The sequence below is a fragment of the Aeromonas sp. sia0103 genome (assembly GCF_963895295.1).
Lineage (GTDB): Bacteria > Pseudomonadota > Gammaproteobacteria > Enterobacterales > Aeromonadaceae > Aeromonas > Aeromonas encheleia.
On sequence record NZ_CAWQKG010000033.1, the window covers coordinates 545,911 to 571,379 of the forward strand.

Annotated in this window: 21 protein-coding genes and 1 tRNA gene; 7 read left to right on the forward strand and 15 right to left on the reverse strand. The window is 61.1% G+C overall.

The genetic code is table 11. From position 1 onward, the window contains the following. Positions 1–6: 6 nt before the first annotated feature. From AACW18_RS13740 to AACW18_RS13760, 5 genes are all read right to left on the reverse strand, one after another. Complete coding sequence (locus AACW18_RS13740) at positions 7–561, reverse strand: fimbrial protein (RefSeq protein WP_218388978.1); 555 nt, start codon at positions 559–561, stop codon at positions 7–9. A 390-nt stretch (positions 562–951) separates the two neighbouring features. Further along, positions 952–1,257, reverse strand: coding sequence for a FaeA/PapI family transcriptional regulator (locus AACW18_RS13745; RefSeq protein ID WP_218388979.1), 306 nt, complete (start codon positions 1,255–1,257; stop codon positions 952–954). Positions 1,258–1,365: 108 nt separating this feature from the next. Continuing rightward, positions 1,366–1,863, reverse strand: coding sequence for a transcription termination/antitermination NusG family protein (locus AACW18_RS13750; RefSeq protein WP_256351892.1), 498 nt, complete (start codon positions 1,861–1,863; stop codon positions 1,366–1,368). Positions 1,864–3,002: 1,139 nt separating this feature from the next. Then, positions 3,003–4,373: a C4-dicarboxylate transporter DcuC gene (dcuC, locus tag AACW18_RS13755; RefSeq protein ID WP_218388981.1), complete on the reverse strand. Its 1,371-nt coding sequence runs from the start codon at positions 4,371–4,373 to the stop codon at positions 3,003–3,005. 663 nt (positions 4,374–5,036) lie between these two features. Next, positions 5,037–5,124: transfer RNA gene (locus AACW18_RS13760), tRNA-Ser, on the reverse strand. Between the two features lie 184 nt (positions 5,125–5,308). On the opposite strand from AACW18_RS13760, the gene AACW18_RS13765 reads away from it, so the two are divergent. From AACW18_RS13765 to AACW18_RS13780, 4 genes are all read left to right on the forward strand, one after another. Further along, positions 5,309–5,965 (forward strand): Bax inhibitor-1/YccA family protein, encoded by a 657-nt coding sequence (locus AACW18_RS13765; protein WP_042652487.1) that lies wholly within the window; start codon positions 5,309–5,311, stop codon positions 5,963–5,965. Positions 5,966–6,045: 80 nt separating this feature from the next. Next, entirely contained in the window at positions 6,046–6,297 is a 252-nt protein-coding gene (locus tag AACW18_RS13770) for a hypothetical protein (protein ID WP_218388982.1), read from the forward strand. 1 nt (position 6,298) lies between these two features. Further along, complete coding sequence (gene yccS, locus AACW18_RS13775) at positions 6,299–8,431, forward strand: YccS family putative transporter (protein WP_218388983.1); 2,133 nt, start codon at positions 6,299–6,301, stop codon at positions 8,429–8,431. A gap of 99 nt (positions 8,432–8,530) precedes the next feature. Then, on the forward strand, positions 8,531–8,887 hold the full coding sequence (locus tag AACW18_RS13780; RefSeq protein ID WP_218290847.1) for a TusE/DsrC/DsvC family sulfur relay protein: 357 nt from the start codon (positions 8,531–8,533) through the stop codon (positions 8,885–8,887). Positions 8,888–8,986: 99 nt separating this feature from the next. Here AACW18_RS13780 and dedD read toward each other — a convergent pair whose 3' ends face one another. The 7 genes from dedD to AACW18_RS13815 form a co-directional block, all read right to left on the reverse strand. Then, positions 8,987–9,754: a cell division protein DedD gene (gene dedD, locus AACW18_RS13785; RefSeq protein ID WP_218388984.1), complete on the reverse strand. Its 768-nt coding sequence runs from the start codon at positions 9,752–9,754 to the stop codon at positions 8,987–8,989. Positions 9,755–9,994: 240 nt separating this feature from the next. After that, positions 9,995–11,257 (reverse strand): bifunctional tetrahydrofolate synthase/dihydrofolate synthase, encoded by a 1,263-nt coding sequence (gene folC / locus AACW18_RS13790; protein WP_218388985.1) that lies wholly within the window; start codon positions 11,255–11,257, stop codon positions 9,995–9,997. A gap of 2 nt (positions 11,258–11,259) precedes the next feature. Then, positions 11,260–12,123, reverse strand: coding sequence for an acetyl-CoA carboxylase, carboxyltransferase subunit beta (gene accD, locus AACW18_RS13795; RefSeq protein WP_042652492.1), 864 nt, complete (start codon positions 12,121–12,123; stop codon positions 11,260–11,262). 119 nt (positions 12,124–12,242) lie between these two features. Next, entirely contained in the window at positions 12,243–13,052 is an 810-nt protein-coding gene (truA, locus tag AACW18_RS13800) for a tRNA pseudouridine(38-40) synthase TruA (RefSeq protein WP_042652493.1), read from the reverse strand. Positions 13,053–13,213: 161 nt separating this feature from the next. Next, positions 13,214–15,334 (reverse strand): FimV/HubP family polar landmark protein, encoded by a 2,121-nt coding sequence (locus tag AACW18_RS13805; protein WP_218388986.1) that lies wholly within the window; start codon positions 15,332–15,334, stop codon positions 13,214–13,216. A gap of 283 nt (positions 15,335–15,617) precedes the next feature. Then, positions 15,618–16,634 carry an aspartate-semialdehyde dehydrogenase gene (locus AACW18_RS13810; RefSeq protein ID WP_218388987.1) on the reverse strand — a complete coding sequence of 339 codons (1,017 nt, stop codon included), beginning with the start codon at positions 16,632–16,634 and terminating at the stop codon, positions 15,618–15,620. Between the two features lie 142 nt (positions 16,635–16,776). Beyond that, positions 16,777–17,934: a 4-phosphoerythronate dehydrogenase gene (locus AACW18_RS13815; protein ID WP_218388988.1), complete on the reverse strand. Its 1,158-nt coding sequence runs from the start codon at positions 17,932–17,934 to the stop codon at positions 16,777–16,779. A 326-nt stretch (positions 17,935–18,260) separates the two neighbouring features. On the opposite strand from AACW18_RS13815, the gene AACW18_RS13820 reads away from it, so the two are divergent. Then, the gene (locus tag AACW18_RS13820; protein WP_218290842.1) at positions 18,261–18,983 is read left to right on the forward strand and encodes a phosphatase PAP2 family protein; all 723 of its coding nucleotides are present in this window, start codon (positions 18,261–18,263) and stop codon (positions 18,981–18,983) included. A gap of 286 nt (positions 18,984–19,269) precedes the next feature. Here AACW18_RS13820 and AACW18_RS13825 read toward each other — a convergent pair whose 3' ends face one another. Both AACW18_RS13825 and AACW18_RS13830 read right to left on the reverse strand, forming a co-directional pair. Next, positions 19,270–20,097 (reverse strand): MetQ/NlpA family ABC transporter substrate-binding protein, encoded by an 828-nt coding sequence (locus AACW18_RS13825; RefSeq protein ID WP_218290841.1) that lies wholly within the window; start codon positions 20,095–20,097, stop codon positions 19,270–19,272. Positions 20,098–20,527: 430 nt separating this feature from the next. Further along, positions 20,528–20,725, reverse strand: a complete 198-nt coding sequence (locus tag AACW18_RS13830) for a hypothetical protein (RefSeq protein ID WP_042652500.1) — start codon at positions 20,723–20,725, stop codon at positions 20,528–20,530. Between the two features lie 301 nt (positions 20,726–21,026). On the opposite strand from AACW18_RS13830, the gene AACW18_RS13835 reads away from it, so the two are divergent. Next, positions 21,027–21,566: an isochorismatase family protein gene (locus AACW18_RS13835; RefSeq protein WP_218388989.1), complete on the forward strand. Its 540-nt coding sequence runs from the start codon at positions 21,027–21,029 to the stop codon at positions 21,564–21,566. Positions 21,567–21,794: 228 nt separating this feature from the next. Here the strand turns inward: AACW18_RS13835 and modF are convergent, their stop codons facing one another. Next, on the reverse strand, positions 21,795–23,258 hold the full coding sequence (modF, locus tag AACW18_RS13840) for a molybdate ABC transporter ATP-binding protein ModF (protein WP_218388990.1): 1,464 nt from the start codon (positions 23,256–23,258) through the stop codon (positions 21,795–21,797). A 317-nt stretch (positions 23,259–23,575) separates the two neighbouring features. Between modF and asp the strand changes: the two genes are divergently transcribed. Then, the gene (gene asp / locus AACW18_RS13845) at positions 23,576–25,453 is read left to right on the forward strand and encodes a serine protease Asp (RefSeq protein ID WP_218290838.1); all 1,878 of its coding nucleotides are present in this window, start codon (positions 23,576–23,578) and stop codon (positions 25,451–25,453) included. Positions 25,454–25,469 lie beyond the last annotated feature (16 nt).

A 25,469-nucleotide genomic window follows, 5' to 3' on the forward strand; every position in this document is an offset into this window, starting at 1 on the left:
CCCTATTTATTCGTAATGCACGTTGAAGTTGGCCACGCTGCTGACGGGACCCGGCGTCACCACTGTGCTGGTGGAGATATAATCGACCGTCAAGGGGATGATGGTAGTGCCATCCATGACCGACACGCTGCTTGATGGGAGCCCGGTGTTGAGCTCCAGTACTGCACCATCCGGTCCCATCAGCATCAAGCCCACACCCTGGGCAGCGCCTGCGCCCGCCGTGTTGGCCAGCACCGAGGTCTTGCTGCCCACGGTCGTACCGCTGAACGACACCGCGGCAGTGGCCTGCACGGTAGAATCACAGTCAACCAGTTTGATTTCGAAGCTTTCCGGTTGGTTCGCAGGTGCATCCGCCGTTGAGTTGAACGCTGCAGTACGTACCTGATCCAGATAGACGGTTTGATCCATGGAGTCAGAGCTCACCGCACATGCCGCATTCACGACTTCACCGTTGAAATAAACGGTGCCACCGGTAACAACAGTCGGCGCTTCGATAGCGAACGCATTCAGGCTCATACCAGAGGACAGAACAACAGCTACGGCTAACAGGGGCTTTTTCATAAAAACTTTTAAACCTCAAATGAATGTGTAAACAATAAATATAAAACTTATCTACTCCAGGGTTTCTGAACGAACTTTGCGTTCTGAATCTTAATGTATGACAAGAAAATAAAGGTCATTTCAAATAAACAAGCGCACATTAGAATGCAAGCATTGCCAATGTATAATTCCGATATTATATACCCCTGACACGGGCTGCCCTGATAGTTCACGTCCCTGATGGTTTACATTATTATAATAAAATAACTAAAGCCAATGAATTTTAATGCCATTAAACTTAATTTAATTACAAGTCTACTCATTAATATATTTTGTAAATTGCTAGCGACGCCCAGCGCTTTACCGATGCAAGGTAGACATACCAATATTAAAGACTAATGGATTTATAACTCAACCTGCCGTTATCGATAGCCCATACTTGTCAATGTCAGTGGGTATGATTGCTCCATGAACCTCACGCAGGCGTGGATACCAGCGCAAGGAGTTGTTAACATTTTGATACGAACAAAAGATTTTGCCTTCATCTGCAAGTGCCAACAAGTACAAGCGTGCAGAATAAATGGTCTTGTCGCATGCGTCTGCAATTTCTCGTGTCTTGGGCCAGTCATTATAATCTGGTAGACTCCCCGCCATCGTCGGACAGAGTGACAATAACGCCTGGTATACACGCTCTTTTTTCATGTCGGCTTTTTTCATGACATACCTCACACCTGATTCTACTCTTCATTTATTACAGTTTTATTAATTAAAGCTTAAACAGTCATAATAGAAGGCATCTAAAATAGGCCACAAGTAAGTTTGAAATCAGCTTTTAATTGCCTCTGCCAATGCATAGAGCAGGGCACTGCGTGCCATCCCATCCTTTTCCTCAACGACCCGCTGTATTTGCTGACGCTGTGATTCGGTGAGAATATTATTTTTTTTAGCCTGATTCTCTCGACTCATTTCAGTACTCATTGGCAGAGCCACATCAGGATTTACAGTCATCATCAGTTGCATTATTTCATCGACCACTACTTCATGCAGAGGACTTATCATCCCGCCAAACCGAACAAGGTGGCTCATGCCAGGGCAGGCAGCAATTTTTGAGGTGTGGTGCACTTCAGGATCAAAATAAATAAATAGATAGCCTGGAAACAATGGCTCCAAAACCGATCTGAAATGGCCAGGACGATCCGATCTTGGCTGACGACAACAGATCTCGGGGATAAATACTTCCACATTCAGACGAGTCAGGAACATCTGAACTTTGAATGCATTGTGTTTTCCTGTCTTGTGACAGCCAAGGTACCATCGCCCCATATTGATTGATTCCCATGTAGATTGCAGACGCACACTGGAAATGGATAATTATCGGGTAGGCTCCGCCAAAATTGAACCCAGAGGGCACAACTTAAAATATTCGCCGATAGAAACTTGGTCACCATCAATTAAGTAACAATATGAATCGACTCAATTGAAGCAAAACTACGTCAACCGGAACTCACATAGGAGCGAATTCCTGTTGAACATAATAATAGCAAAACAAAAACTATTAATCATGATTTTTACAACATCAACGACTACTATAACATAAAAAACAGGACTTTACCCTGCAATGGCGGCCTTCGACAGTGGAACATTCATTTACGGGAACGTTCCCTCGACATATTCGATCGTAGTTTGATAGTATAAAATTTTTTTCCGCTCGGTCATTGCTCGTTTTTTATAGGGAAAGCTGAATGCCACCTTAATGCCGCCGAAATTAAGATGTTCAGACGCCACCCTATAATTATAATGGCCAGTTTTTTGATTAATTCATGCTAAAGGCGCAGCTTAATGCACGAGATATCTCACCAAAAACACCGGTAACATTTGAGACTTTAGTATGAAGAAAAATAAAGAAATGCCCTTTGTTAGACGTGCCGAAATCTCACTTGCCCTTGTTGCCATACCGGTTTTTTTCATGTCATCAGCACCTCGGCCAACAGCCAACAGCCAACAGCTTGTCGAGGAACTACCTCGTATACCAGGTGGGTCGATACCCCATGGTTCATGTTCAAGCAGTAACAGGAGATGCCATTACAGGAAGGCATGACACTGCCGAAAGGTGCGACTGCGTGACCGAGCAGGTACCTCGAGCTGTGGGGTGAGATAAGGGCACTGGTCCACCTAAAGAGGGCGATCACCTATCTTTATGCTTCCCTAGACGGTTTATGAAATGATGATACCTGTCCGAAGGGAAAAATCCGATTAGCACACACCTCTACAGAGGGGGCCGATGAGAGATACTGTGTGGTGATACAGGCAGGAGGTCGTCTCATGGTGGCCGTTTGTAACGAGCGTCTTAGATATGATGGAGAGCAACTGACCTACGCCAAGTCTGGCCTTTTAACATGTAATTCGGACTGTCCCTGAAAAACGCCTGCTAAAAGCAGGCGCTCGCGTATTTATTTTATCAATCAGATATAGCGGATCGCTGTCAGCACCATCACCACAGCCATGCTCGCCATCATGGGCACGAAGGTGCGTTTCACCACATCCACCGGGCTCAGGTTGGCGATGCCGGCGACGGTAATGATCACCCCGGCGACCGGCGAGATGGTGCGGCCAATCCCAGCGGCAAACAGGATGGGCAGCAGCAGCAGCAGCGGGTTGATGTCGAACTGGCCCGATACCAGCGGCACTATGGGAATAAACGCCATCACGGGGGCATTGCCCGAGCCGGTGATGAAAGCGGTCAACAGGATGAAGAGGGAGAATACCAGCGATAGCCCGAGGGGGTTGAGGTCGAAGGACTTGGCCAGATCGATCAGCTGGGTGATGGCACCGATATTGGTGAGACCGGCAGAGAAGAACTCGGCCGCCAGCATCAGGGTCAAGACGCTGCCGAATATCATGCCGGTACCGGTCAGCCAGGCTTCAAAGTTGGCAAATGCCTTGTTGAGAGAGCGGTAACGCAGCGCCTCAATGATGATGCAGAGGGTCATGGTCGACATCATGGCCACCGGGATGGTCATCTTGATGGCGCTGACAAACAGCTCGGAGAAGCCGAACAGAAACACGAAAGGGATCACTGGCAGCAGGGCGTAGTAGCCAGGTGTGTTCTCGTGTTTTGCCTCCAGCTCGTGCAGATACTTGCCCCGCTCGGCGGCAGCATCGTGCCCCTCTTTGCGGTCACAGTGACGCTGCCACATGATGTTGACGAACGGTATGGTCACCAGCAGCGCAATCTGGAACAGCAACTGGTGATCCACCACAAATGGCATCACCTCGATATGGATCGCCTTGGCACCGATCACCGCATTGATCTGGCCGGGGCCAAACTCCCAGGCGGTGGGAATGACGATGGTCGCCACCGCCGTCTTGGCGCTGATCCCGGCGTTACGCAGCAATGGATAGAGGGTGCCCATCAACAGCAGGGAGAGCGACGTCGCCCCCGTGATGAAGACATAGAGGATGGAGACCAGTAGCAGGATTATGGCCAGCAACACATAGGGGTTCTTGAGTGCCATGATCGGCTTGGACGTGGCCTTGACCAGGGCGGCAGAGGCACCAATCTGATTGAGGTAAGTTGCCACACCGGCGATCGCCACCAAGGTCAGACCGGTGGAGGCCAGACGGGAGTTGGTCACCATGGCAAACTTCTCCCACAGATCGAAGAACCAGAATCCCTGGCTGTTCTCGGCAGGCAGAATATTGCTGATCCCCGCCCACTGGGCATAGGCCAGCAGCACCAGGCCCGCCGTCAGCAAAGTTGCCTGCGGGTTGAATCGCTTGAGCATGGCGTAGGCAACCAGCCCCACCACCACCAGGATCAATATTGTCGACATATAAAACACCCCTTTTACAGCACGGATTACGGCCCAATCACACCAGATCGTTATTTCTTTAAATTGGGATGAGGAGGTTATCAGTGGTCTCTGTAAAATAGAATTGGCGGGTGTGACAGGCACCTCAATAATAAATATTTCTCAATATTCAGATACCTGAAAAATATCTCGCTATCACATTCACTATTTCCATAACGTGGGGATGCTCTCATTTATTATCACACAGCTGTACGACCCATCATGAAATGTACATGTCGGAGGTGGCCGTTATTTTTTACGGCCCCCTCCCCTCAGCTGGATTGAGCCGGGGCCATATAGTCTCACCATCATCAATTAACCATATTGCGTGCAGCATAGAACGGCCTGGCGATGGCAGACTCATGGATCTGTTGGCTGTCCACAGGAGAAGGGGAAATAGATAATAACTGATGCTTTGTTGGAATAATATGCACCGGGCTGGCTGATCGAGACTGACTATCGCGTGGTGTATGGCGATGACGTGCTCCCCGATTTGGATAACCAATGGCAGGATAGCCCTTAGTCCAAAGCTGTGCTGCAGGGTAGTCTGCCAGCCAACACCAACTGGCATACATCAGTGGCATGCCAAGCATGCATATACACAAAAAAGCCCAAGCGATGAATCGCTTGGGCTTTCTCTGAAGATGGCGGAGGAGGTGGGATTTGAACCCACGGATGGTCGCCCATCGCCGGTTTTCAAGACCGGTGCATTCAGCCGCTCTGCCACCCCTCCGAACGGCGTGCATACTACGTCAGGCCCTCGTTCATATGCAATACATATTTACTCTGGGATAGTAGGGCGCAACAGGCTGGGGGGCCGCTTGAAATCAGCGCTCGTCATCCACACATTCAGTGCATACAATGCGTTAACGAAGCGGAATCTGCCGCCTCAACCCGGAAATCAAGAGGACACCAAGATGGATACCCGTTCTATCTACACTGGCACCCAGAGTGCCGCGCGTGACACCAACAAGGTGCTGCGCAACACCTATATGCTGCTCTCCCTCACTCTTGGCTTCTCTGCCGTGGTGGCCGGGGTTGCCACCGTGATGAACATGCCGCCCCTGCACTGGGCCGTGTTCCTGATAGGTGTCTATGGTCTGATGTTCCTGACCCAGAAGAACCGCGAAAACGGCATGGGGCTGGTGTTCACCTTCGCCCTGACCGGCCTGCTCGGCTATAGCCTGGGCCCCATCATCAACATGTATATGAATAATGGTGGTGGCGAGATAGTGATGACCGCACTCGGCGGCACCGCGCTGACCTTCTTCGGGCTGTCGGCCTATGCCCTGACCACCAAGCGTGACCTCTCCTTCATCGGCGGCATGCTGTTCGTCGGTTTCTGGGTGCTGCTGGTGGCCATGGTCGCCAACATCTTCCTGCAGATGAGCGCCCTGAGCCTGGCCCTGTCCGCCATGTTCATGCTGTTCTCCTCCGGCGCCATCCTGCTGACCACCCAGCAGATCATCCGCGGCGGCGAGACCAACTACATCTCCGCCACAGTGACGCTCTATGTGTCCATCTACAACATCTTCCTGAGCCTGCTCAGCCTGCTTGGCGGCAACCGCAACTGATGAAAAACCCCGCTTCGGCGGGGTTTTTATTGGCACCTTTTTTTGTCAGGATAAGTTGTAAATCAAGGATATGAAGCTAAGTGGCCCTGATCCAAATCAGGGCCACTTCGTTGCCGACGGGTTATGCTTTCGCTTTCGTTTCGCTCAAGGGTTGCGTCTATCCCATGCCCATGGATTTCTCCGGCCTGCTGCGCCGTTTGCTAGCCGACAGCCACATCGTTTCCACTTCGCTCAAGGGTGAGCCTGGCATGCCCATGGACTTCTCCATTTTGTTGCGCCGTCTGCTGACCGACAGCCACATCGATTTCACTTCGCTCAAGGGTGGTGCCTAGCATGCCCATGGACTTCTCCAGTTTGTTGCGCCGTCTGCTGACCGACAGCCATATCTACTTCGCCCTCAAGGTGCTGCTGGCCATAGTGGGTCTGCTCGCCTTCGCGCTGATCAGTGGCGACATCTCGCTGACCGTGCTGCTCTCCCTCGGAGTGGTGGCGGGTGCCATCGCCGAGACCGATGACAGCCTGTGGGGCCGGGTCAAGAACCTCGCCATGACGCTGGTCTGCTTCCTGTTTGCCTCCCTCTGCGTGCAGTACCTCTTCCCTACCCCCTGGCTGTTCGCCCTTGGGCTCGCGGGCTCGACCTTCATCTTCGTGATGGTGGGGGCGCTGGGCCAGCGTTACGCCACCATCAGCTTCGGCTCCCTGCTCATCGCCATCTACACCATGCTGGGGGCCGCCAAGGCGCCGGATCTCTTCTACCAACCGCTGGCGCTCGGCGCCGGCGCGCTCTGGTACGGGCTGGTCTCCCTCATCTGGCTCTGGCTGCTGCCCTACAAGACGCTGCACGAGCAGCTCGCCCAGAGCTACTTCGCCCTCGGCCGCTACCTGCTGGAAAAATCCCGTTTCTTCCCGGCCGACGAGCACGGCGCCCAAGCCATTCGCCACAACCTTGCCCAGCTCAACATCAACCTGGTCAATGCCCTCAACCTGACCAAGACGGCGCTCAACGCCCGCCTCAGCACCCGCCATCAGGCGGCGCCCGAGCTCGCGAGCCTGCTGCGGCTCTATCTACTGGCGCTGGAGATCCAGGAGCGCGCCACCTCCAGCCACTACCCCTACAGCAAGCTGGAGGCCGAGCTCAAGCAAGGCATCGTACTTGACGGCTTCCAGGAGGTGTTCCTGCAGCTCTCCGAGGCCTGCCAGCGGCTCGGCTACGCCATCCTGGTGCACAAGCCCTATGCCCACCACAAGCGCATCCACTGGACCCTGGAGGCGCTCGGCGATCAGCTGGAGTTCACCCACCTCAAGCAGCACTATCCCAAGACCCTGCTGACGCCGATGAAGTTCCTGCGCCGCAACCTGGCCAGTATCAACCAGCTGCTGGCCAGCGCCGAGGAGCTGCAGAACCCGGCGCTGCCCTCAGCCAACCTGCCCACCCTGGCAAGGCCGACGCCGCTGCCGCTGCTGACCCTGCTCAAGCAGCACCTCACCCCGAACTCCATGGTGTTTCGCCACGCCCTGCGCCTCTCCCTCGGGCTGGTGGTAGGCTACGGCATACTGCAGGCATTCAGCCTGGACAAGGGTTACTGGATCCTGCTGACCGTGCTGTTCGTCTGCCAGCCCAGCTACAGCGCCACTCGTCGCCGGCTGGTGCAACGCATGCTCGGCACCTTCGCCGGCCTGCTGATCGGCGTGCCCGTGCTCTGGCTCTTCCCCCAACTGCACCTGCAACTGGGGATCATGGGGCTGGCCGCCTTCCTGTTCTTCACCCAGGTGCGCAGCAACTACAGCGCCGCGGTCTGCTTCATCACCCTCTATGTGCTGATGGCGTTCAACCTGCTCGATGGCATCGGCTTCGCCATCCTGGGCCCGCGACTGCTCGACACCTTCCTCGGCTGCCTGCTCTCCTACGCGCTGGTGGCCTGGCTGTGGCCGGACTGGCAATACAAGCGGCTGCCGACGCTGATCGCCAACTCCCTCTCGGCCAACGCCCGCTATCTCTCGGCGGTGCTCGCCAGCCTGCACCGCCAGCGGGATGAGTCCCTCGACTACCGGGTGGCCCGCAAGTGCGCCCACCTCGCCGACAGCGAGCTGGCCATGGCCTGGCAGAGCATGCTGGTGGAGCCGAGCAAGCGTCGCCGCTTCCTCGAACTCTGTTTCACCCTCACCTGGCGCAACCACGCCCTGCTCTCCTACATCTCGGCGCTGGGGGCGCATCGCGACAAGCTAGAGCCCATCCCCGAGCTCGACGAGATCAGCCGCCACATCAGCCATACCCTGGAGCGGGCCGCTGGTCATCTGGCCGGGGAGATGCCGGCCCAGCTCGAGGGACAGTGTCCGCTCATCGCCCCGGACAGCAGCGAGGAGCAGCTGATGCTGACCCAGCAGCTCAATCTCATCAGCCAGCTGGCGGATGAACTGCTGATGCTGGCCAACGATGGCCAGCTGCTCACCCAGCAAGGACAATGACCTACAGCGCCGGCGGCTGAATGACCGCCGCCGGTTGCTCAGTTGGGATCAAGACGCTACCATGCCCGCCCAATCCTGATAGCCCCCGAGGAGCCCCTTATGTCTGAGCAGCAGCCCGAAACGCACGTGCTGGAATTCAATGGCCACATCATAGAGACCGATGCCAAGGGCTATCTGCGTCATATCGAGGACTGGAGCGAGGCGCTGGCACTGGTGCTGGCCGAGCAGGAAGGCATAGTGCTGGAGGAGCCGCACTGGGAAGTGGTGCGCTTCGTGCGGGCGTTTTATCTGGAGTTCAACACCTCCCCCGCCATCCGCGCCCTGGTCAAGGCGATGGAGAAGCAATACGGCCCCGAGAAGGGCAACAGCCGCTACCTCTACAAGCTGTTCCCGGAGGGACCCGCCAAGCAGGCCACCAAGATAGCCGGTCTGCCCAAGCCGGTGAAATGTATCTAAAAACCGGCCCGGTCTCTCGCTGTGAGACCATAAACAGGTTCTAAAAAAATACCGCGCCGAGGCGCGGTATTTTTTTGTTCGGCGTGCGTCAAACCCGCATCAGGGGTTGTACGCCACCACAGAGCCGCTGAGCCCGGTCATCTGACCTATCTTGCTCTGCATGCCCTGCAGCTTGGCCTTGGAGACATCCGGCCCGATGAAGACCCGGTTGAGCTGCCCCTGTACCGGCGTTCTCGGCGAGGTGTGGGCCGAATAGCCCGCCGCCCGCAGCTTGCTCACCAGCGCATTGACGCTGTCCACGTTCTTGAAGGCGCCGAGTTGCAGGATCCAGCTGCCCTGGGCAGGCGCGGCCGCGGCGGGCGCCGGGGTCGTGGGCTGCTGCACCATCTTGCTCGCGATGAGATCATCCATCGACTTGATCTGGCCAGCCTGCTGCTTGGTCTCCACCGGCTTCTTCACCTCGACCGGCTTGGGCGGTACCGGCTTGGGCTTGGGCGGCTCGACCGGTTTCTTGGCGATCACCTCGGGTTTGGGCTGCGGCTTGGGCTGAGTCACCGGCTGCTGCGCCTGGGCGGCTGACGGCTGATTGGCGGCCAGGGTCACAGCCCCCCCGATCTCCTCCACCTGCCACTGCTCGGCCGCGGCGGCCTGCTGCTGGCTGGCCACGTGCTCGGCCGGCAGGGTAGTGGCCGCCGAGACCTGCAGCGCCGGCTTGGCCGGCTCCAGTTCCGGGCGCAGCGGGATCTTGGCAAACGCCTCGTCCTTCTGCTCCAGCTTGTGGCCGTCCATCAGATCCGGCAGAAAAATGACAACCAGGGCGACCAGGATGACGGTCCCCACTAATCTGTTTTGAAACTTCGAAGCCAAGTTAACTCCTACCCATATTGCTTAGCCATTATTGCCGGGTCGATGGCGCCGAGCAGGGACATCGCCCGCGGTCGGGGCGGCATCGGCGCCGATCAGGCCGTCGTACCCGCCGGAATGTCGGCGACAGTGTAAAGCGAACAACACACAATGACCATATCAGCAGGACTCGATACGGCCAGACCAGGAGTCGGGCTGGCAAGCCCCAGCGGTGCAACCCTGGTCTGACCGATTCCTGCCGGCCTAGGCCTGAGCCGTCGGCTCTGCCAGCACGGCTGCGACAGTGTAAAACGAGCCGAACACGATGACCATGTCCTCCGGCTCCGAGGCAGCCAGTGCGGCGTTATAGGCCGTGCTGACCGATTCGAAGGTCGCCGCCGGGCCCTGCTCCCCGAGCGCCGTCGCCAGCTGGGCCGCCGAGGCGGCGCGGGGGCCGTCGAGGCTGGCCAGGAACCACTCGTCGACGAGGCCCTTGAGCTCGGCCAGCGACCCCGTCATGTCCTTGTCCTTGAGCATGCCGACCACGGCGCGGCGCCGCCCCTGACAGGGGATCTGCCGCAGCTGGCTGGCGAGGTAGGCCGCCGAGTGGGGATTGTGGGCCACATCGACGATCACCAGCGGGCTGGTCTGCAGTCGCTGCATCCGGCCCGCCAGACGAGCCTCTGCCAGCCCCTGCCGGATGGCCGCCTCCGGCAATGGCAGCCCGAGGGACTCCAGCGCCGCCAGCACTGTCACCGCGTTCATCAGCGGCAGCGCGGGCTTGGGCAGATCGAGCCAGTGGTGCAGGCCGTGATAATCCCAGCTGGTGTCGTGCTCATCGCCGTGGAAGTCGCGGCCGACCTGACGCAGGCAGGCGCCGAGACGCTGTGCCTCGCTGGCGATGGTCGCCGGCGGGTTGGGCTCGCCGCTGATGGCAGGCTTGCCGGCCCGATAAACACCGGCCTTCTCCACCGCCACCGCCTCACGGGTATCCCCGAGCCAGTCGCAGTGATCCAGCGCGATGGAGGTGATCATGGCGACATCGGATTCCACCACATTGGTGGCGTCGAGCCGTCCCCCCAGCCCCACTTCCAGCAGCAGCACATCGGGCGCGGCGCGGCAGAACAGCCACAGACCCGCCAGGGTCGCAAACTCGAAGAAGGTGAGCGCTATCTCGGCGCGGGCGGCTTCCACCGCGGCGAAGGCGGCGCAGTGCTCGCTATCGGCCAGCTCGGCGCCGTCGATGCGCACCCGCTCGGTGAAACGCAGCAGATGGGGCGAGGAGTAGACCCCGACCCGGTAGCCGGCGGCCATCAGTATGCTGGCGGCCATGACGCAGGAGGAACCCTTGCCGTTGGTGCCCGCCACCGTGATCACCTTGAACGGCAACCGGGTGAGACCCATGCGACGGGCGACGGCCCCGACCCTGTCCAGCCCCATGTCGATGTTGACCGGGTGGATCTGCTCCAAATAAGAAAGCCAGTCGACCAGCGACCGGCTTTGGGATTGTTGCATGTGCGAACTCATGTTCAGTCTTCGATGACTTGCTGGTTCATCAGCTTGGCCAGCAGGCTGGCCAGGCGATTGCGCATCTCGCGCCTGTCGATGATGAGATCGATGGCGCCCTTCTCCAGCAGGAACTCGGAGCGCTGGAAGCCTTCCGGCAACTTCTCGCGCACCGTCTGCTCGATGACGCGCGGGCCGGCGAAGCCGATCAGCGCCTTGGGCTCGCCCACGTTGATGTCACCCAGCATGGCCAGGCTGGCGGAGACGCCACCCATGGTGGGGTCGGTCAGCACCGAGATGAAGGGCAGACCCGCCTTGGTGAGGCGATCCAGCGCCGCACTGGTCTTGGCCATCTGCATCAGGGAGAACAGCGCCTCCTGCATCCGCGCCCCACCGGAGGTGGAGAAGCAGACCAGGCCGCGGCCTTCCTTCATGCACTCCTCGACGGCGCGCACGAAGCGGGCACCGACCACGGAGGACATGGAGCCCCCGATGAAGGAGAACTCGAATGAACAGGCGACGACCGGCACCCCCTTGAGGGTCCCCTTCAACACCACCAGCGCATCTTTCTCTCCCGTCTCTTTCTGAGCGGCAGACAAACGATCCTTGTAGCGCTTGGAATCCTTGAATTTCAAGATATCTTGCGGTTCCAGCTCGGCACCGATCTCGGTGCGGCCCGGCTCGTCGAGGAAGCTCTCGAGGCGGGCGCGGGCGCTGATCCGCATATGATGATCACACTTGGGGCACACTTCGAGGTTGCGCTCCAGTTCTGCCCGGTAGAGCACCTGTTCGCAAGCACTGCACTTGGTCCAGACCCCTTCCGGGATGTTGTGACGACGCGGTGTAGTGATCTTGCTCTTGGGAAGGATCTTCTCAAGCCAGCTCATGGAATTCCTTAATGCTTTTGTGCCTGACAAAACGCATCGGGCCTAGATTGTTCAATGACTTAACGGCTCGATGGCAATAAATAACGGGTCATTAAACCACAAATTTTCGGGCCCAGTTACTAAAAACTGGTCGTACCCGGTGCCGAGTCAGGCAGCCAGAGCGGGCCGAGCGGCAACTGCGGCAGGGCAAACTCCGCCGGGTAATCCACGTCCACCAGATAGAGGCCCCCCGCCTTGGCGGTCGGGCCGGCCAGATTGCGATCCCTGGCGGCCAGCACCTCGGCGATCCATTCCACCGGTTTGAGCCCCTGCCCCACCAGCAGCAGGGAGCCGGTGATGTTGCGCACCATGTGGTGCAAGAAGGCGTTGGCGCGGATATCCAGCACTATATAGGGCCCCTCCCGGCTGACACAGAGGTGGGTCACGTTGCGCCAGGGGGTGTTGGACTGGCAGGCGATGGCCCTGAAGGTGCTGAAATCGTGCTCCCCCAGCAGGCTCTGACCCGCCTGGTGCATCAGCGCCGCGTCTATGGTCTCGTGGTAGTGGCTGACACCGCTGCCGAGGATGGCGGGGCGATAGTTGTGGTTGTAGATGACATAACGGTAGCGACGGGCGGTGGCGCTGAAGCGGGCGTGGAACTCCTCCCCCACCTCCTTGACCCAGCGCACGGCGATGTCAGGCGGCAGGTTGGAGTTGAGGCCCAGGGTCCAGGCGGACTCCGCGCGCACCGCGTGGGTATCGAAGTGGATCACCTGGCCGGTGGCATGCACCCCGGCATCGGTGCGACCGGCGCACTGGATGGCCACCGGATGGTTGGCGATGCGGCTGATGGCCTTTTCCAGCTCGGCCTGCACGCTGATCACTTCGCGCTGACGCTGCCAACCGAAATACCGGCTGCCGTCATATTCAATACCTAGGGCAATTCGCATGGATAACTTTTGTCTTATAAGGAAACGATGAAAGAAACGGGGCGGATTATACGCGCTCAGAGCCAAAAGTCCCAAACCACAGCGCGGCCGGCATGGCGAGAGCCATCAACAGCAAGGGCAGCCCGCGGGCTGCCCTTGTCATCATCGGGATCGGCTTGGCGTTACCCCAACCGTCTGAGCAGCTTCTCGGCCTCGGCACGCTGGTGTTCGCTGCCCTGCGCCGCCGCCTCGCTCAGCAGCTCGCGAGCGCTCTCCTTGTCGTCGATCTCGAGGTAGGCGCGGGCCAGATCCAGCTTGGCCCCCACCCCGCCATCGTCGGCATCCACATCGAAACCGGTGGACTGGGGCAACACCTCGGGGAAGCCATCCAGCCCCACGTCCAGGGAGAAGCCCTGATAGGGTTCCTGCTCGGCACTGCTGGCATTGGCCTCGGCCAGCAACTTGTCGATCTCGACATAGTCGTTCGCCTGCGCCTGCGCCCGTGGCTTCAGATCGCTCGGATGGGAGTCCACCTCGGTGAAGGCATCCTCGAAATCGGCAAGCGCCAGCTCGTTGGGATCCCAGGCCGGCGCCGCGGTTGCCGCCTTGGCCTGGGTGGGCTCGAGTCCCAGCTCCGCCAGCATGTCGTCAATGTCGTCCTTGCCATAACCGCTGGCATCGCTGCGCGCCGCCTGATCGGCCGCCGGCTCGTCGAAGCCGGATTCGAAATCGCTCAGGTCGAAGTCGGCGAGCTCCTCGTCGCGGCGGGAGCGAGTCGCCTGCTGATCGTGATCCCGCGCCAGATCGGCATCCAGCTCGGCAAACAGCGCCGCCTGCAGCTCCTCCTCACTCATGATCTCGTCGCGGGTGCGGGTGGAGGGATTGAACTCCCCTGCCAGATCGAGATCCGGCTCGGAGGGCAGCTCGAAGGCGTCCTCGTGGGCCAGATCGAGCTCGGGCACCAGATCCGGATCCCGGCCGGGATGCACTGCGGCGGGTTCTTCGTCGAACGCCGACAGGGCCAGATCGCCGTCATCGCTGAAGATGACATCCGTCGAGTCTTTGGGCTCGGCCACCGCCACATAACCGTCCGGCCCATTGAGATCTGGCATGGGGTGCATGGGTTCGTCGTCGGCGATGCCGACCGTCATCAGCTGATCGAACTCGCTGCTCTCTTCACCCATCACCATGGAGGTCGATTCGGAGAGGCTCTTCTCCTGCTCTTCCAGCTCACGACGGGCACGAGCCCGCAGCCAAAGCGTCACCAGCGCCAGCACCAGCAGCACGGGCAGCAGTATGATCATGGCGAGGTTGAGCGGTGAGGCGAGCAGCTCCATCAGCCAGTTCTGCTTGGGCGCAGGGGCCACCACCGGCGGCACCGGCTGGGCCTTGAGCTCGGCCACCTCTTTTTGCAGCGCGGTCTGATCCTGCAGCTGGGCCTTGAGGGTCTCCACCTCTTCGGTCAGGGCCTGCAGGCGCAGCTTGAGCCTGTGGTTCATCTCGGTGACCTGACCGAGCTGGGCATTGGCGTCTTCCAGCGCCAGCGCCATCTCGGTGGAGGGCTTGCCGACCGGGGTACCCAGATCCGCCGGCAAGGGTGCCGGGGCGCTCGCCAAGGCGGCGCTGGCCGTTGCCGCCTTGGCGACGGCCACCTCGGTGGCGGCTTGCGGCGGGCTCACCTTGGGCGCTGCCGCCGGGATGGGCGCCGCCTTGGCAACCGGGGCCTTGGCCGGCACGGCGGCGGCCTTGGCCGGCACGGCGGCGGCCTTGGTCTCCGCCGGGCTGACGGGCTGGGCCTGCTTGCTGGCCAGGTATTTGGGGCTCAGCCCCTTCCAGCTGGCGTTGTCGCTGTTGAAACGCTGACGCGCCTGCGCATCGGTGATGCGGCTCGCCTCGGCGGCCGTCGGCAGCAGAATGCGGGAGCCCACCAGGATGTGGTTGATGTTGCCATCGGCAAAACTGCGGGGATTCTTGTCGTAGATCGCCACCATGGTCTGGTAGACGCTCACCCGACTGGAGGGGCGATGCTTGCTCGCCAGGCTCCACAAGGTATCGGTGGGACGGACCGGGCCATAGCTGCCCGCCTGGGTGCTGGCGGTCTGACGCACTATGGGCTGCGCCTTGGGCAGGCTGGGTTGTGCCACCGGCTGGGCCTGTGGCTGAGGTTGAACCAGCGGCGGCGCGGCGTCATCCGGCCCCTTCAGCTCGACAAAGAAAGGTTCTTTCCCCGACTCATCGGCCTGAACCGTGCCCAGAAGACCCAATGCGAGTAGCGTTGCCAGCGTTATGCGGGAATGTCCCATATTCGTTCCTTCGTATGACGGCCCTATCACATTGAAAAATCTGGATAGTTACCCCAAAACAATCGGCTCAATATAAATCAGGCTAGCGTCTCAAGCCAGCAATCCGACACATTTAGCACCCCACTCCTGCCAGAATGCTGGCAAGAGTGTAGGAAAAAACTTAATCGACTGATATCACGCAAAATTTTTAAAACCGGAGAGTGCGGTGCCGGTCACATCCGGGCACCGCCACCAGCACCGGCCAAGGGGCGGGGTTCCCTCCCCGCCAGGGCCGGTATCAGCCTCAGAGGTAGTCACGCACCAGCAGTTCGGCGATCTGCACGCTGTTGGTCGCCGCGCCCTTACGAACGTTATCGGCCACGATCCACATATTGATACCGCTCGGGTGAGAAATATCCTGGCGCACCCGGCCGACCAGCACCTCGTCCTTGCCGGTGGCGTCGCGCACCGGGGTCGGGTAGTCGGCGTCGTCATCGAACAGAGTGACGCCCGGGGCGTTACGCAGTAGCTCCTTGACCTGATCCGCGTCCAGCGGCTGATGCAGCTCGACATGCACCGCCTCGGCGTGACCGTAGAACACCGGCACCCGCACGCAGGTCGGGTTCACGGCGATGTTGGCATCCCCCAGGATCTTCTGGGTTTCCCACACCATCTTCATCTCCTCACGGGTGTAACCGTTGTCGGTGAAGGCGTCGATCTGCGGGATCAGGTTGAAGGCGATCTGCTGCGAGTAGAGGGTCGGCTCCACCGGACGGCCATTGAGCAGGTGTGCGGTCTGGCCGGCCAGCTCGCTCACCCCTTCCTTGCCGGAGCCCGAGACGGACTGATAGGTCGCCACGTTGATGCGGGCGATGCCCACCTCGTCGTGCAGGGGCTTGAGCGCCACCAGCATCTGGATGGTGGAGCAATTCGGGTTGGCGATGATGTTGCGGTTGCGAAAATCCGCCAACGCGTCCGGGTTCACTTCCGGGATCACCAGGGGGATGTCTTCGTCGTAACGGAAGCAGGAGGTGTTGTCGATGACGATGCAGCCATGCTCGGCGGCGATCGGTGCCCACTTGGCAGAGATCTCGGCCCCGGCGGAGAAGAGCGCGATCTGCACCTGGCTCCAGTCAAAATCTTCCACGTCCAGGATCTCGCGGTTCTTGCCACCAAAGCGCACGGTATCACCGGCGCTGCGGCTGGAGGCCAGCGGATAGAGGGTGGCGACCGGGAAGGCACGCTCCTCCAGGATCTCGATCATGGCCTGACCCACGGCGCCGCTCGCGCCCAATACCGCTACGTTGAATTGCTGACTCACTGATGTTCTCTCCTTTATGGATGCCGATGACGCCCTAGGGCATCACCGCTGGCAGGCGAACCTGCCTGATAGCGGGTTTGGCGGTGCCAAACCACACAGGGGGCGGACCTGAGTCCGCCCCCTCGTTGATATTGAACCCGATTCAGATCGGGCGGATGACAAAGCCCAGTCGGGCCAGCAGGTCGCTGGCGAAGGGGCCACTGACCTGCAAGGATGAGAGCTCCCGCCGCTCCGGGTAGTGCTTGCGCTGCTCGTCGAAACTGCCTGGCAGATCGATGCGATTGCGAAAACGGGCATCGTCCCGGCGCACGTCATAGATAAGGTGGACCAGCTGCTTTATCAACGCCTGATCCGTGGCCTGGCCCGGCGTCAGCTCGCGTACCTCGGGGGCTGGCAAGAGCGCTTGCAGATCCTGACGCGGGGCGCGCCCCTGCTGCTGGCAGAGCGCCTGATAGAGCATCCAGGTGCCACGCGCCTTGCCCTCCAGGCTGTAGCCGGCGATGTGCGGGGTCGCCAGCTCGGTATGGGGTACCAGGGCGCGCAGGGGTTCCGGCTCCCCTTCCCACACGTCCATCACCAGCCGCAATGGCTCGCCACCCAACTGACGGGCGAGCAGCGCCTGGTTGTCCCACACCTCGCCACGGGAGGCATTGATGAGGAACTGCCCCTTTGGCATTGCCGCTATCTCGCGCTCCCCCAGCAGGTGGAAGGTGGCATCGACGCCTTCGCGGGTGAGGGGCACGTGGAAGCTGACGATATCGGCCGAGAGCGCCGTCTGGTAATCGACGAAGCCCGCGGCCCCCTCGGCACCCTTGTTTGCACTCGTGATGGCATTCGCCTCGCGGCGGGCCCGCGGCGGATCGCAGCGCAGCACCCTCATGCCGAGCGCCTCGGCCTTACCCGCCACACATTCGCCGGTGTTGCCGGCGCCGATGACGGCGAGGCTCATCTCGCTCAGGTTGAGCTCGTGGCGCTCCGCCAGCACCAGCAGGGCGGAGAGCACATAGTCCCCCACCGAATATTTGTTACAACCGGGGGCGCTGAAGAAGGGGATGCCCCGCTCGGCCAAGAGCGCCTTGTCGATGTGATCCGTGCCTATGGTGGCGGTGCCCACGAAGGCCAGCCGCGGACAGCTGGCGAGCAGTCTGGCATCGACCCGGGTCACCGAGCGCACCAGCAGCACCTCGGCATCCTGCAGATCCGCCGCCGCTATCTGCCGCCCCGGCAGGGGTACCACCTCGCCAAACTCGGCAAACAACTCGCAGGCGTGGGGCATGTTTTCATCAACGACGATCTTCATCGGGCTCTCTTCTTGGTAACTGAATGCGCGCAACCGGCCACAGGCGCGCCATTCTAGCCCATATGGCGCAAGTTTTCAGAGGCATCTTCTCGGGCCGGCAGTTGCCACCGACGCCCCGCCCCAGCCCAGACGACGGGCGTTTTCAGCCGCCGCTGCCCGGGCCGCCCTCCGCGCTCAGGCAATGGTGCCCCATGCCATCGAGCCCAGAGGCGGATATGTAACAAGCTGTTGCCCCCCGGCCCCGCGGCTTGACCGGCGACCCTGGGCTGGCACAATGGCGCCTCTTCCATCACCGCCACCGAACCGCCCCCGTGACCAGCCCTGTTATGTCGACTCATGTTTCTTCCTTGCCGCGCCGCCAGGTGCTGGGTTTCAGCGCCGCCCTGATCCTGCCGCTGCTGCTGCTGACCTGCCTGCCCTGGCAACCCTTCCTGACGAACGCCCTGCAATCGGGCTGGCTGTGGGGGCCCTACGCCCTCACCCGCATGGTGGACTTGCCCGGCCTCGCCGTCACCATCGCCGCCCTGTTGCTGCTGACCCGACACAAGCTGACGCTGAGTCAACCCGCCCTGCTGGCCCTCGGTGGCGCCCTGTTGGCGGTGCTGGCGGGGGACTGGGCCATCAAGAGCCTCATCAAGCAGCTGACCCAGGAGCCGCGTCCCTATCTGATCTGGCTGGAGAGCCAGAATCTGATCCCCGCCATCCCGCAGTTCTACGCCGCCGGCGTGGCGGAGCGCAGCGAGCAGGTGCATGCGGCCAGCCAGCTGCTGGCGCTGCCCCGGTGGCTCGGCAACCACTGGCAGGCGGAGGTAAACTACGCCTTCCCCTCCGGCCACAGCATCGCCGCCATGAGCCTCGCCCAGTTCTTCGGCCTGATCTGGCTGGCCCGCGCCCCCCGCGGCGTCTGGCTGCTGCCGCTCTGGGCCATCGGCATCGCCCTGTCACGCACCCTGATCGGCATGCACTGGCCGCTGGATGTGCTGGCGAGCGCCCTGCTCGGCAGCCTGACCGCGCTGTTCGCCGCCCGCTGGTGGCTGCACCGCTACTGACTTGTCAGCAAGATACGCGGCGCATGCCCTGTCACAGACCTCACCCTGCATGGGTTGACGAGCACTCTGCTCGGCAGCCTGATCGCGCTGTTTGCCGCACCGTCTGCGGGTGGCTGCACCACTACAGCTCCCTCTCCAGATACTGCACCAGGGCGCGGCGCATGCCCTGCTCAGCAGCCTGATCGTGCTGTTTTCCGCACCGTCTGCGGGTGGCTGCACCACTACTGATCTCCGAGATGAAAAAACGGGCACCAAGGTGCCCGTTTTTTCATCGCAGGTGCTGCCCTCAGCCCTTGCTCTGCCCCAGCCAGCCCTGCGGGTACTTGTAGCCAGCGAAGCGCTTGGCGGCATAGGCCTTGAACTCGGGGGAGTTGTAGGCGGCGATCACATCCTTGGCGAACGGCTTGTCGGCATCGGCGCTCTTCACCACCACCCAGTTGATGAAGTCGTAGCTGCGCTCGAGGAAGAGCCCCTCGCTGAACGGGATGCCGCTGGAGGCGGCGAAGTTGCCATTGATGACCGAGAAGTCCACGTCCTCCCGTGAGCGCGGCAGTTGCGCCGCCTCCAACAGCACCAGCTTGATGTCGTGCGGATTCTTCACCACGTCGAACTCGCTAGCCTTGAGCGGGTTGATGCCCTCCTTCAGGGTCAGCCAGCCCAGATCCTGCAGCATCAGCAGCGCCCGCGCCTGGTTGGTGGGATCATTGGGGATGGCCACCGTACTCCCCTCTTTCAGCGCCTTCAGATCGCTCAGCTTGCCCGAGTAGAGCCCCATGGGACCGGTCGGCACCTGGGTGATGGGGGCCAGTGACAGCCCTCTATCCTTGGCGAAGCTCTCCAGATAGGGCTTGTGCTGGAAGCAGTTCACATCGAGCGAGCCATCGGCCAGGGCGATATTGGGGGTCACATAGTCGGTGAACTCCACCAGCTTCACCTGGTAGCCCTTGGCCTCAAGCTGCGGCTTGATGGAGTCGGTCACCATGTCGGCAAAATCCCCCACTGTGGTGCCGATCACTATCTCTTTCTTCGCCTCATCAATGGCAAAGGCTGACAATGGCAGGCTGCTGGCGAGCAGAGCGAGGGCGGATAGCTTGAAGAGGGAACGGCGCTGCATGGGGACTCCTTGTCAAAATGATCGTCGAAACGGTGGCCAGGTTGCGACTTCTGCCCTGCGAGCAGAACCACCACAACCATCTAGCCATCCAAATGGCTAATTAATCTCACCATAACAGAGCCTCCGCCCTTCGCCAAGCGACAAAATAGGCTGAGCTTGCGCAAAGATGGCGAGCACCAGTGCCGATGCCGAGGCGCGGCCCGTCACCGCTCCTCGCGCGAAAATCTTTGATAAGCCACACAATAATGATGAGCAGGATCTCGCCATCCCGGCCTCATCCGGCATAGGATGGTCATTCGGTGCCCTTCCGTCTGGGTGACGAGTTGCCCAGCCCAAACGGCGCGGGCGCCATGCCCTCCATAGCAAAAAGCCCCGGCGTCATCGACACCAGGGCTTTGGGAATACACCGACGGTTTAAACCGACAACGCCTTACTTGACCGCCTTGCTGGCATTCTCCATCGCCTGCTTCTCGGCGGCGCCGAGGATGGCAGTCTGGCGATTTTGCTCTGCCAGGTAGCAGGTATCCTTGCTGATCCCCTGCGCCTGGCAGTCCGCCATGCGCTGGGCAGGGCTGGAACAACCGGCCATCAGACCAGCGACGGACATAAGCAGAATGATTTTCTTCATGGTGATTCCCATCGTTAAGTTAATCGCGGCGCACTCTTGAACAAGGGCTGGAACTGCTTTAATAACAAGATCTTCCCACTCGTTCGGCCGGACTCGTTGCCAAATTTGGCGACACTGGTCTTAGCACTGTCAGGTGCTTTTTCATGGCCCGACTCTAGCGCCGTCCGCCCGGTGCGTCACTGGCGCTCTGGTAACAATTTGTTTCTCTCTATATAAAAAGGGGTATCGCGCCGAGCCTGCTCGCCGCTCCCCATGCCGTTCGCGGGCCGCCTAGCACGCGATCCCTTGCTAAGGAGTCACCATGTTGATCACCTCCACCACAGGCCTGCTGGTCGTCGATATTCAGGGCAAGCTGGCCCGCCTCGTCGAGAAGAGCGATCCCCTCATCGCCAATACCGCCCGGCTGGTGCAAGGCGCCCAGGCGCTGGGCTTGCCGGTGATCTGGCTGGAGCAAAATCCGGACAAGCTCGGGGCCACGGTGCCCGAGCTGCAGCAGCTGCAAGCCGGGGCACAGGTGCTGCCCAAGTTCAGCTTCGGCGCCCTGGGGGAGCCGCAGGTGGCGGCGGCGATCCGGCAGAGCGGCGTCCGCCACTGGCTGGTATGCGGCATCGAGGCCCATATCTGTGTCTATCAGACGGTGCAGGGGCTGTTGGACGGGGGCGCCCAGGTGTCATTGGTGGTGGATGCGGTGTCATCGCGCACCGCCGCCAACAAGACGGTGGCCGTCGATCAATTGGCGGCACTGGGGGCACGGCTCAGCTCGGTGGAGATGTGCCTCTATGAGCTGCTGGGGGATTGCCGCCATCCGGCATTTCGCCAGATCCTGGCCCTGGTGAGATAAGCGCCATGATGGATAACATGGCGCCCTTTATGTTTGGTCTGGTCGCTTTCCAAGTCGCACTTGCAGTGACCATGATCGGCATGGCGGCAACCCGTCTCTATCTGGGTTGGATATGGATTGGTGCCATGCTCTTTTACGCACTCTGGTGGCTGCTCCTGGGCTACCCCCCACTCCTTCCCGAGGGGTGGCCAACGCCATCCCAATAAAGAGCACCGAGGCCCGGGTCCATCACGATGATACTGCCTCCCCCAGCTTCTCCTGCAGATAACGATAACCGCCGGCGCCATCGGGCACGAAGCTCAGCCTGTGGGTGAGGCCGGGGGGCGCATCCTCGGGGTGGTGGGAGACGAACAGCAGCTGGGTGCCCTCGCCTATGAGACGCACCACCATCTCTCGCACCAGGTGGCGGTTGAGGGGATCCAGCCCCTGCAGCGGCTCGTCCAGGATCAGCAGCGGCGGATGCTTGACCAGCGCCCTGGCGATCAGCACCAGCCGCTGCTGGCCGAAGGAGAGGGAGTGAAATGGCAAGGCCCCCTGCGCACCGAGCCCGAGCAGGCTCAGCCACTGGTTAGCCAGCGCCAGCTGGCGATCGCCGGGGCGGCTGTAGAGGCCGATGGAGTCATAAAACCCCGACAGGATCACCGTCAGCACAGAGCCATTGACTCTGTAGTCGAGGTGCAGCGCCGGGCTGACCAGACCGATGTGACGCTTGATCTCCCAGATGCTCTCGCCGCTGCCACGGCGTACCCCGAACAGCACGAGATCGTTGCTGTAGCCTTGCGGATGATCGCCGGTGATGAGGGCGAGCAGGGTCGACTTGCCGGCGCCGTTCGGGCCAACCAGCTGCCAGTGCTCCCTCTCCCCAATGGTCCAGTCGAGCCCGTCGATCACAAGCTGCTCGCCATAGGCGACCCGCAGGTTGCGCATCTGCACCCGGGGGCCGGCGGGCAAGGGCGCGGGCGCCGTGAGCGGCGGCGGCAGCCGCGGACTCTGCCCCTCGACCCGCGCCAGCTGGGCCACCTCCTGGCTCCCCAGCACGGCATCGCGCTGCCCCGCCAGCAGCAGACACAGCTCCCCGAGCAGGCCGAGGTGGCTGGCGAAGGGGGGGATCTCGTCGAATCGATTGACGATGATCACCAGGCGCTGCCCCTGCGCCACCAGATCAGCCAGCAGCGCCATCAGCTCGAGGCGCGAGCCCTGATCCAGGCCATCGAACGGCTCGTCCAGCACCAGCAGCTCGGGCCTCGCCAGCAGGGCGCGGGCCAGCAGCAGCTTGCGTCCCTCACCGCTCGAGAGATGACGGTAGGGACGATCCCACAGCGCCGCTATGCCAAAGCGCGCCAGCAGCGCCCGTGCCTGCGGCGCCTCCCCCACCTCCAACATCAGGGTCGATACCCGATACCCCGCCTCCTCTTCTTCCCCCAGCATGTCGGTGTTGCGCCGCTGCCAGTCCTGCTCCCCCAGCTGCTGCTGCGACTCGAAGGAGAGGCGCACGGCATTCAGCTGGCCCAGGGCCTGCCCCGAGCGCAGGCTCAGCTCGCCGCACAGGGCCGAGGCCAGCGCCGTCTTGCCGCTGCCGTTGCTGCCGACGAAGGCCCAGCACTCTCCCTGGGCAAGAGTGAGTTCGGGGATGAAGAGGGTACGGTCACCGCGAAGGGCCAGCCTGGCCGAGTGCCACTGCAATAGGGTCATGGATCCATCCTGATTGTCTGTCTGCCGTTACCTTAACAGGGTTCACATCAGACCACAGCCATGGCGATTCCCCCCAGCGGGCGAGCAGAGGCACACCTAACAACAGAACGATCTATAGACAAAAAGATCACTAATGACAGATGCGAATAGCTCTCAATAAAACACGAGCGTCGTCACATTGATACCCCCATATGGGCTCAAATGGGGTTTATATGAACCCCTTCACAACTCTGAATTGAGAGTCTTTTGAATCGTGTCTTCTCATGTATAGATGCCAGCGCACCTCGGACGGTGCGCCCTTAAGATGGAGTTTATCAATGAGAAAGACATCGTTAGCGTTGGCAATCACGGCCCTGCTCTCGGCCCTGCCTGCCGTCTCGGTTCAGGCCAATGAGAGTTGTACCCCCCTCACCGGCAGAGAGGCAGGCATGGATACCGGTCGCGGCAGCGCAGCGCGTTGCCTGCCCGGCATCAACCCTCTACAGGATCAACAGTGGCACCTGCTCAACAGTGGCCAGGATGCCTTCAGCCCCCGCGCCGGCGTGGCAGGCAATGACCTCAACCTCTGGTGGGCCCACCGCACCGAGGTGCTCGGTCAGGGCATCAACGTGGCCGTGGTGGACGATGGCCTGGCCATCGCCCACCCGGATCTGGTCGACAACGTCCGCCCCGGCTCACGCAACGTGGTGACCGGCGGCGACGACCCGACGCCAACCGATCCGGACAGTGCCCACGGCACCTCGGTGTCCGGCATCATAGCCGCGGTGGATAACGCCATCGGCACCAGAGGCGTGGCGCCCCGCGCCCAGCTGCAGGGGTTCAACCTGCTCGACAACGACAGCCAGCAGTTGCAGCAGGATTGGCTCTATGCCCTCGGCGACAGCCCGGCCAGCGGCGATAACCGGGTCTTCAATCAGAGCTACGGCATGAGCCTGGTCGATCCGCAAAGAGCCGACGGGCTGGACCAGCTACAGCTGGATCGCCTGTTCGAGCGGATGACCCAGCAGGCGCAAGGGGCGGCCTACATCAAGGCGGCAGGCAACGGCTTCAGCCGGATTGCCGCCGGCAACTATGCCCTCAACCGCAGCGGCGGCGACCTCAGGTTGCCGTTTGAAAACAGCAACATAGATCCCTCCAACAGCAACTTCTGGAACCTGGTGGTCAGCGCCAGCAACGCGAACGGGGTGCGATCGTCCTACTCCAGCGTCGGCAGCAACGTATTCCTGACGGCCCCCGGCGGGGAATACGGCACGGACGCGCCAGCCATGGTGACCACGGATCTGCCCGGCTGCGACATGGGTTACAACCGGCTGGACGATCCCAGCACCAACCGGCTGCACGGCAATCCGCAACTGGATGCCAGCTGCGACTACAACGGCGTGATGAACGGCACCTCCTCGGCCACCCCCAATACCGCCGGGGCCATGGCGCTGCTGATGTCCGCCTATCCGGACCTGTCGGTGCGGGATCTGCGCGATCTGCTGGCCCGCAGCGCCACCCGCCTCGATGCCGAGCAGGCGCCGGTGCAGCTGAGCTACACCGCCGCCGATGGCCAGCGCCGTCAGGTGACGGGGCTGGAAGGCTGGGAGCGCAACGCCGCCGGCATCTGGTACAGCCCGACCTATGGTTTCGGGTTGGTGGATGTGAACCGGGCCCTGGTCGATGCCGCCACCCATGAGCCCCTGCCGCCGCTGGTGCAGCTGCCGTGGCAGCAGGTGACGGTGCGCGATCGCGCCGCCGGGGCCATCCCGGATCTCGGCAGCGCCCCGACCCGCTCCGGCGCCCGGGTCGATCAACCCCTGACCGTGGAGGCGGTGCAGGTGCTGGTCAGCCTGGATCACCAGCGCCTACCCGATCTGCTGATCGAGCTGGTCTCCCCCTCCGGCACCCGCAGCGTGCTGCTCAACCCCAACAACAGCCTGGTGGGCCAATCCCTCGACCGGCAGCAGCTGGGTTATGTGCGCACCCGGGGACTGCGCGACATGCGCATGCTCTCCCACAAGTTCTACGGCGAGCAGGCCCAGGGCGAGTGGCGACTGGAGGTGACCGACGTCGCCAGCGGCAACCGCCAGGTTGCACTGCGCAACCTCAGCACCAACGCCCGCAGCACCCTGACCGAGCGCAACAACAGCCAGCCTGGCCAGTTGCTCAACTGGTCCCTGCGGGTGCTCGGCCATGACGCCGCCCCTCTCTAATTGCACAGGAGTCACA

Excerpts from the sequence above, each read along its gene's own strand:
- AACW18_RS13740 (WP_218388978.1), bottom strand. The coding sequence starts at position 561 with ATGAAAAAGCCCCTGTTAGCCGTAGCTGTTGTTCTGTCCTCTGGTATG.
- AACW18_RS13745 (WP_218388979.1), bottom strand. The coding sequence starts at position 1,257 with ATGAAAAAAGCCGACATGAAAAAAGAGCGTGTATACCAGGCGTTATTG.
- AACW18_RS13750 (WP_256351892.1), bottom strand. The coding sequence starts at position 1,863 with ATGGGGCGATGGTACCTTGGCTGTCACAAGACAGGAAAACACAATGCA.
- dcuC (WP_218388981.1), bottom strand. The coding sequence starts at position 4,373 with ATGTCGACAATATTGATCCTGGTGGTGGTGGGGCTGGTTGCCTACGCC.
- AACW18_RS13765 (WP_042652487.1), top strand. The coding sequence starts at position 5,309 with ATGGATACCCGTTCTATCTACACTGGCACCCAGAGTGCCGCGCGTGAC.
- yccS (WP_218388983.1), top strand. The coding sequence starts at position 6,299 with ATGCCCATGGACTTCTCCAGTTTGTTGCGCCGTCTGCTGACCGACAGC.
- AACW18_RS13780 (WP_218290847.1), top strand. The coding sequence starts at position 8,531 with ATGTCTGAGCAGCAGCCCGAAACGCACGTGCTGGAATTCAATGGCCAC.
- folC (WP_218388985.1), bottom strand. The coding sequence starts at position 11,257 with ATGAGTTCGCACATGCAACAATCCCAAAGCCGGTCGCTGGTCGACTGG.
- accD (WP_042652492.1), bottom strand. The coding sequence starts at position 12,123 with ATGAGCTGGCTTGAGAAGATCCTTCCCAAGAGCAAGATCACTACACCG.
- truA (WP_042652493.1), bottom strand. The coding sequence starts at position 13,052 with ATGCGAATTGCCCTAGGTATTGAATATGACGGCAGCCGGTATTTCGGT.
- AACW18_RS13805 (WP_218388986.1), bottom strand. The coding sequence starts at position 15,334 with ATGGGACATTCCCGCATAACGCTGGCAACGCTACTCGCATTGGGTCTT.
- AACW18_RS13815 (WP_218388988.1), bottom strand. The coding sequence starts at position 17,934 with ATGAAGATCGTCGTTGATGAAAACATGCCCCACGCCTGCGAGTTGTTT.
- AACW18_RS13820 (WP_218290842.1), top strand. The coding sequence starts at position 18,261 with ATGTCGACTCATGTTTCTTCCTTGCCGCGCCGCCAGGTGCTGGGTTTC.
- AACW18_RS13825 (WP_218290841.1), bottom strand. The coding sequence starts at position 20,097 with ATGCAGCGCCGTTCCCTCTTCAAGCTATCCGCCCTCGCTCTGCTCGCC.
- AACW18_RS13830 (WP_042652500.1), bottom strand. The coding sequence starts at position 20,725 with ATGAAGAAAATCATTCTGCTTATGTCCGTCGCTGGTCTGATGGCCGGT.
- AACW18_RS13835 (WP_218388989.1), top strand. The coding sequence starts at position 21,027 with ATGTTGATCACCTCCACCACAGGCCTGCTGGTCGTCGATATTCAGGGC.
- modF (WP_218388990.1), bottom strand. The coding sequence starts at position 23,258 with ATGACCCTATTGCAGTGGCACTCGGCCAGGCTGGCCCTTCGCGGTGAC.
- asp (WP_218290838.1), top strand. The coding sequence starts at position 23,576 with ATGAGAAAGACATCGTTAGCGTTGGCAATCACGGCCCTGCTCTCGGCC.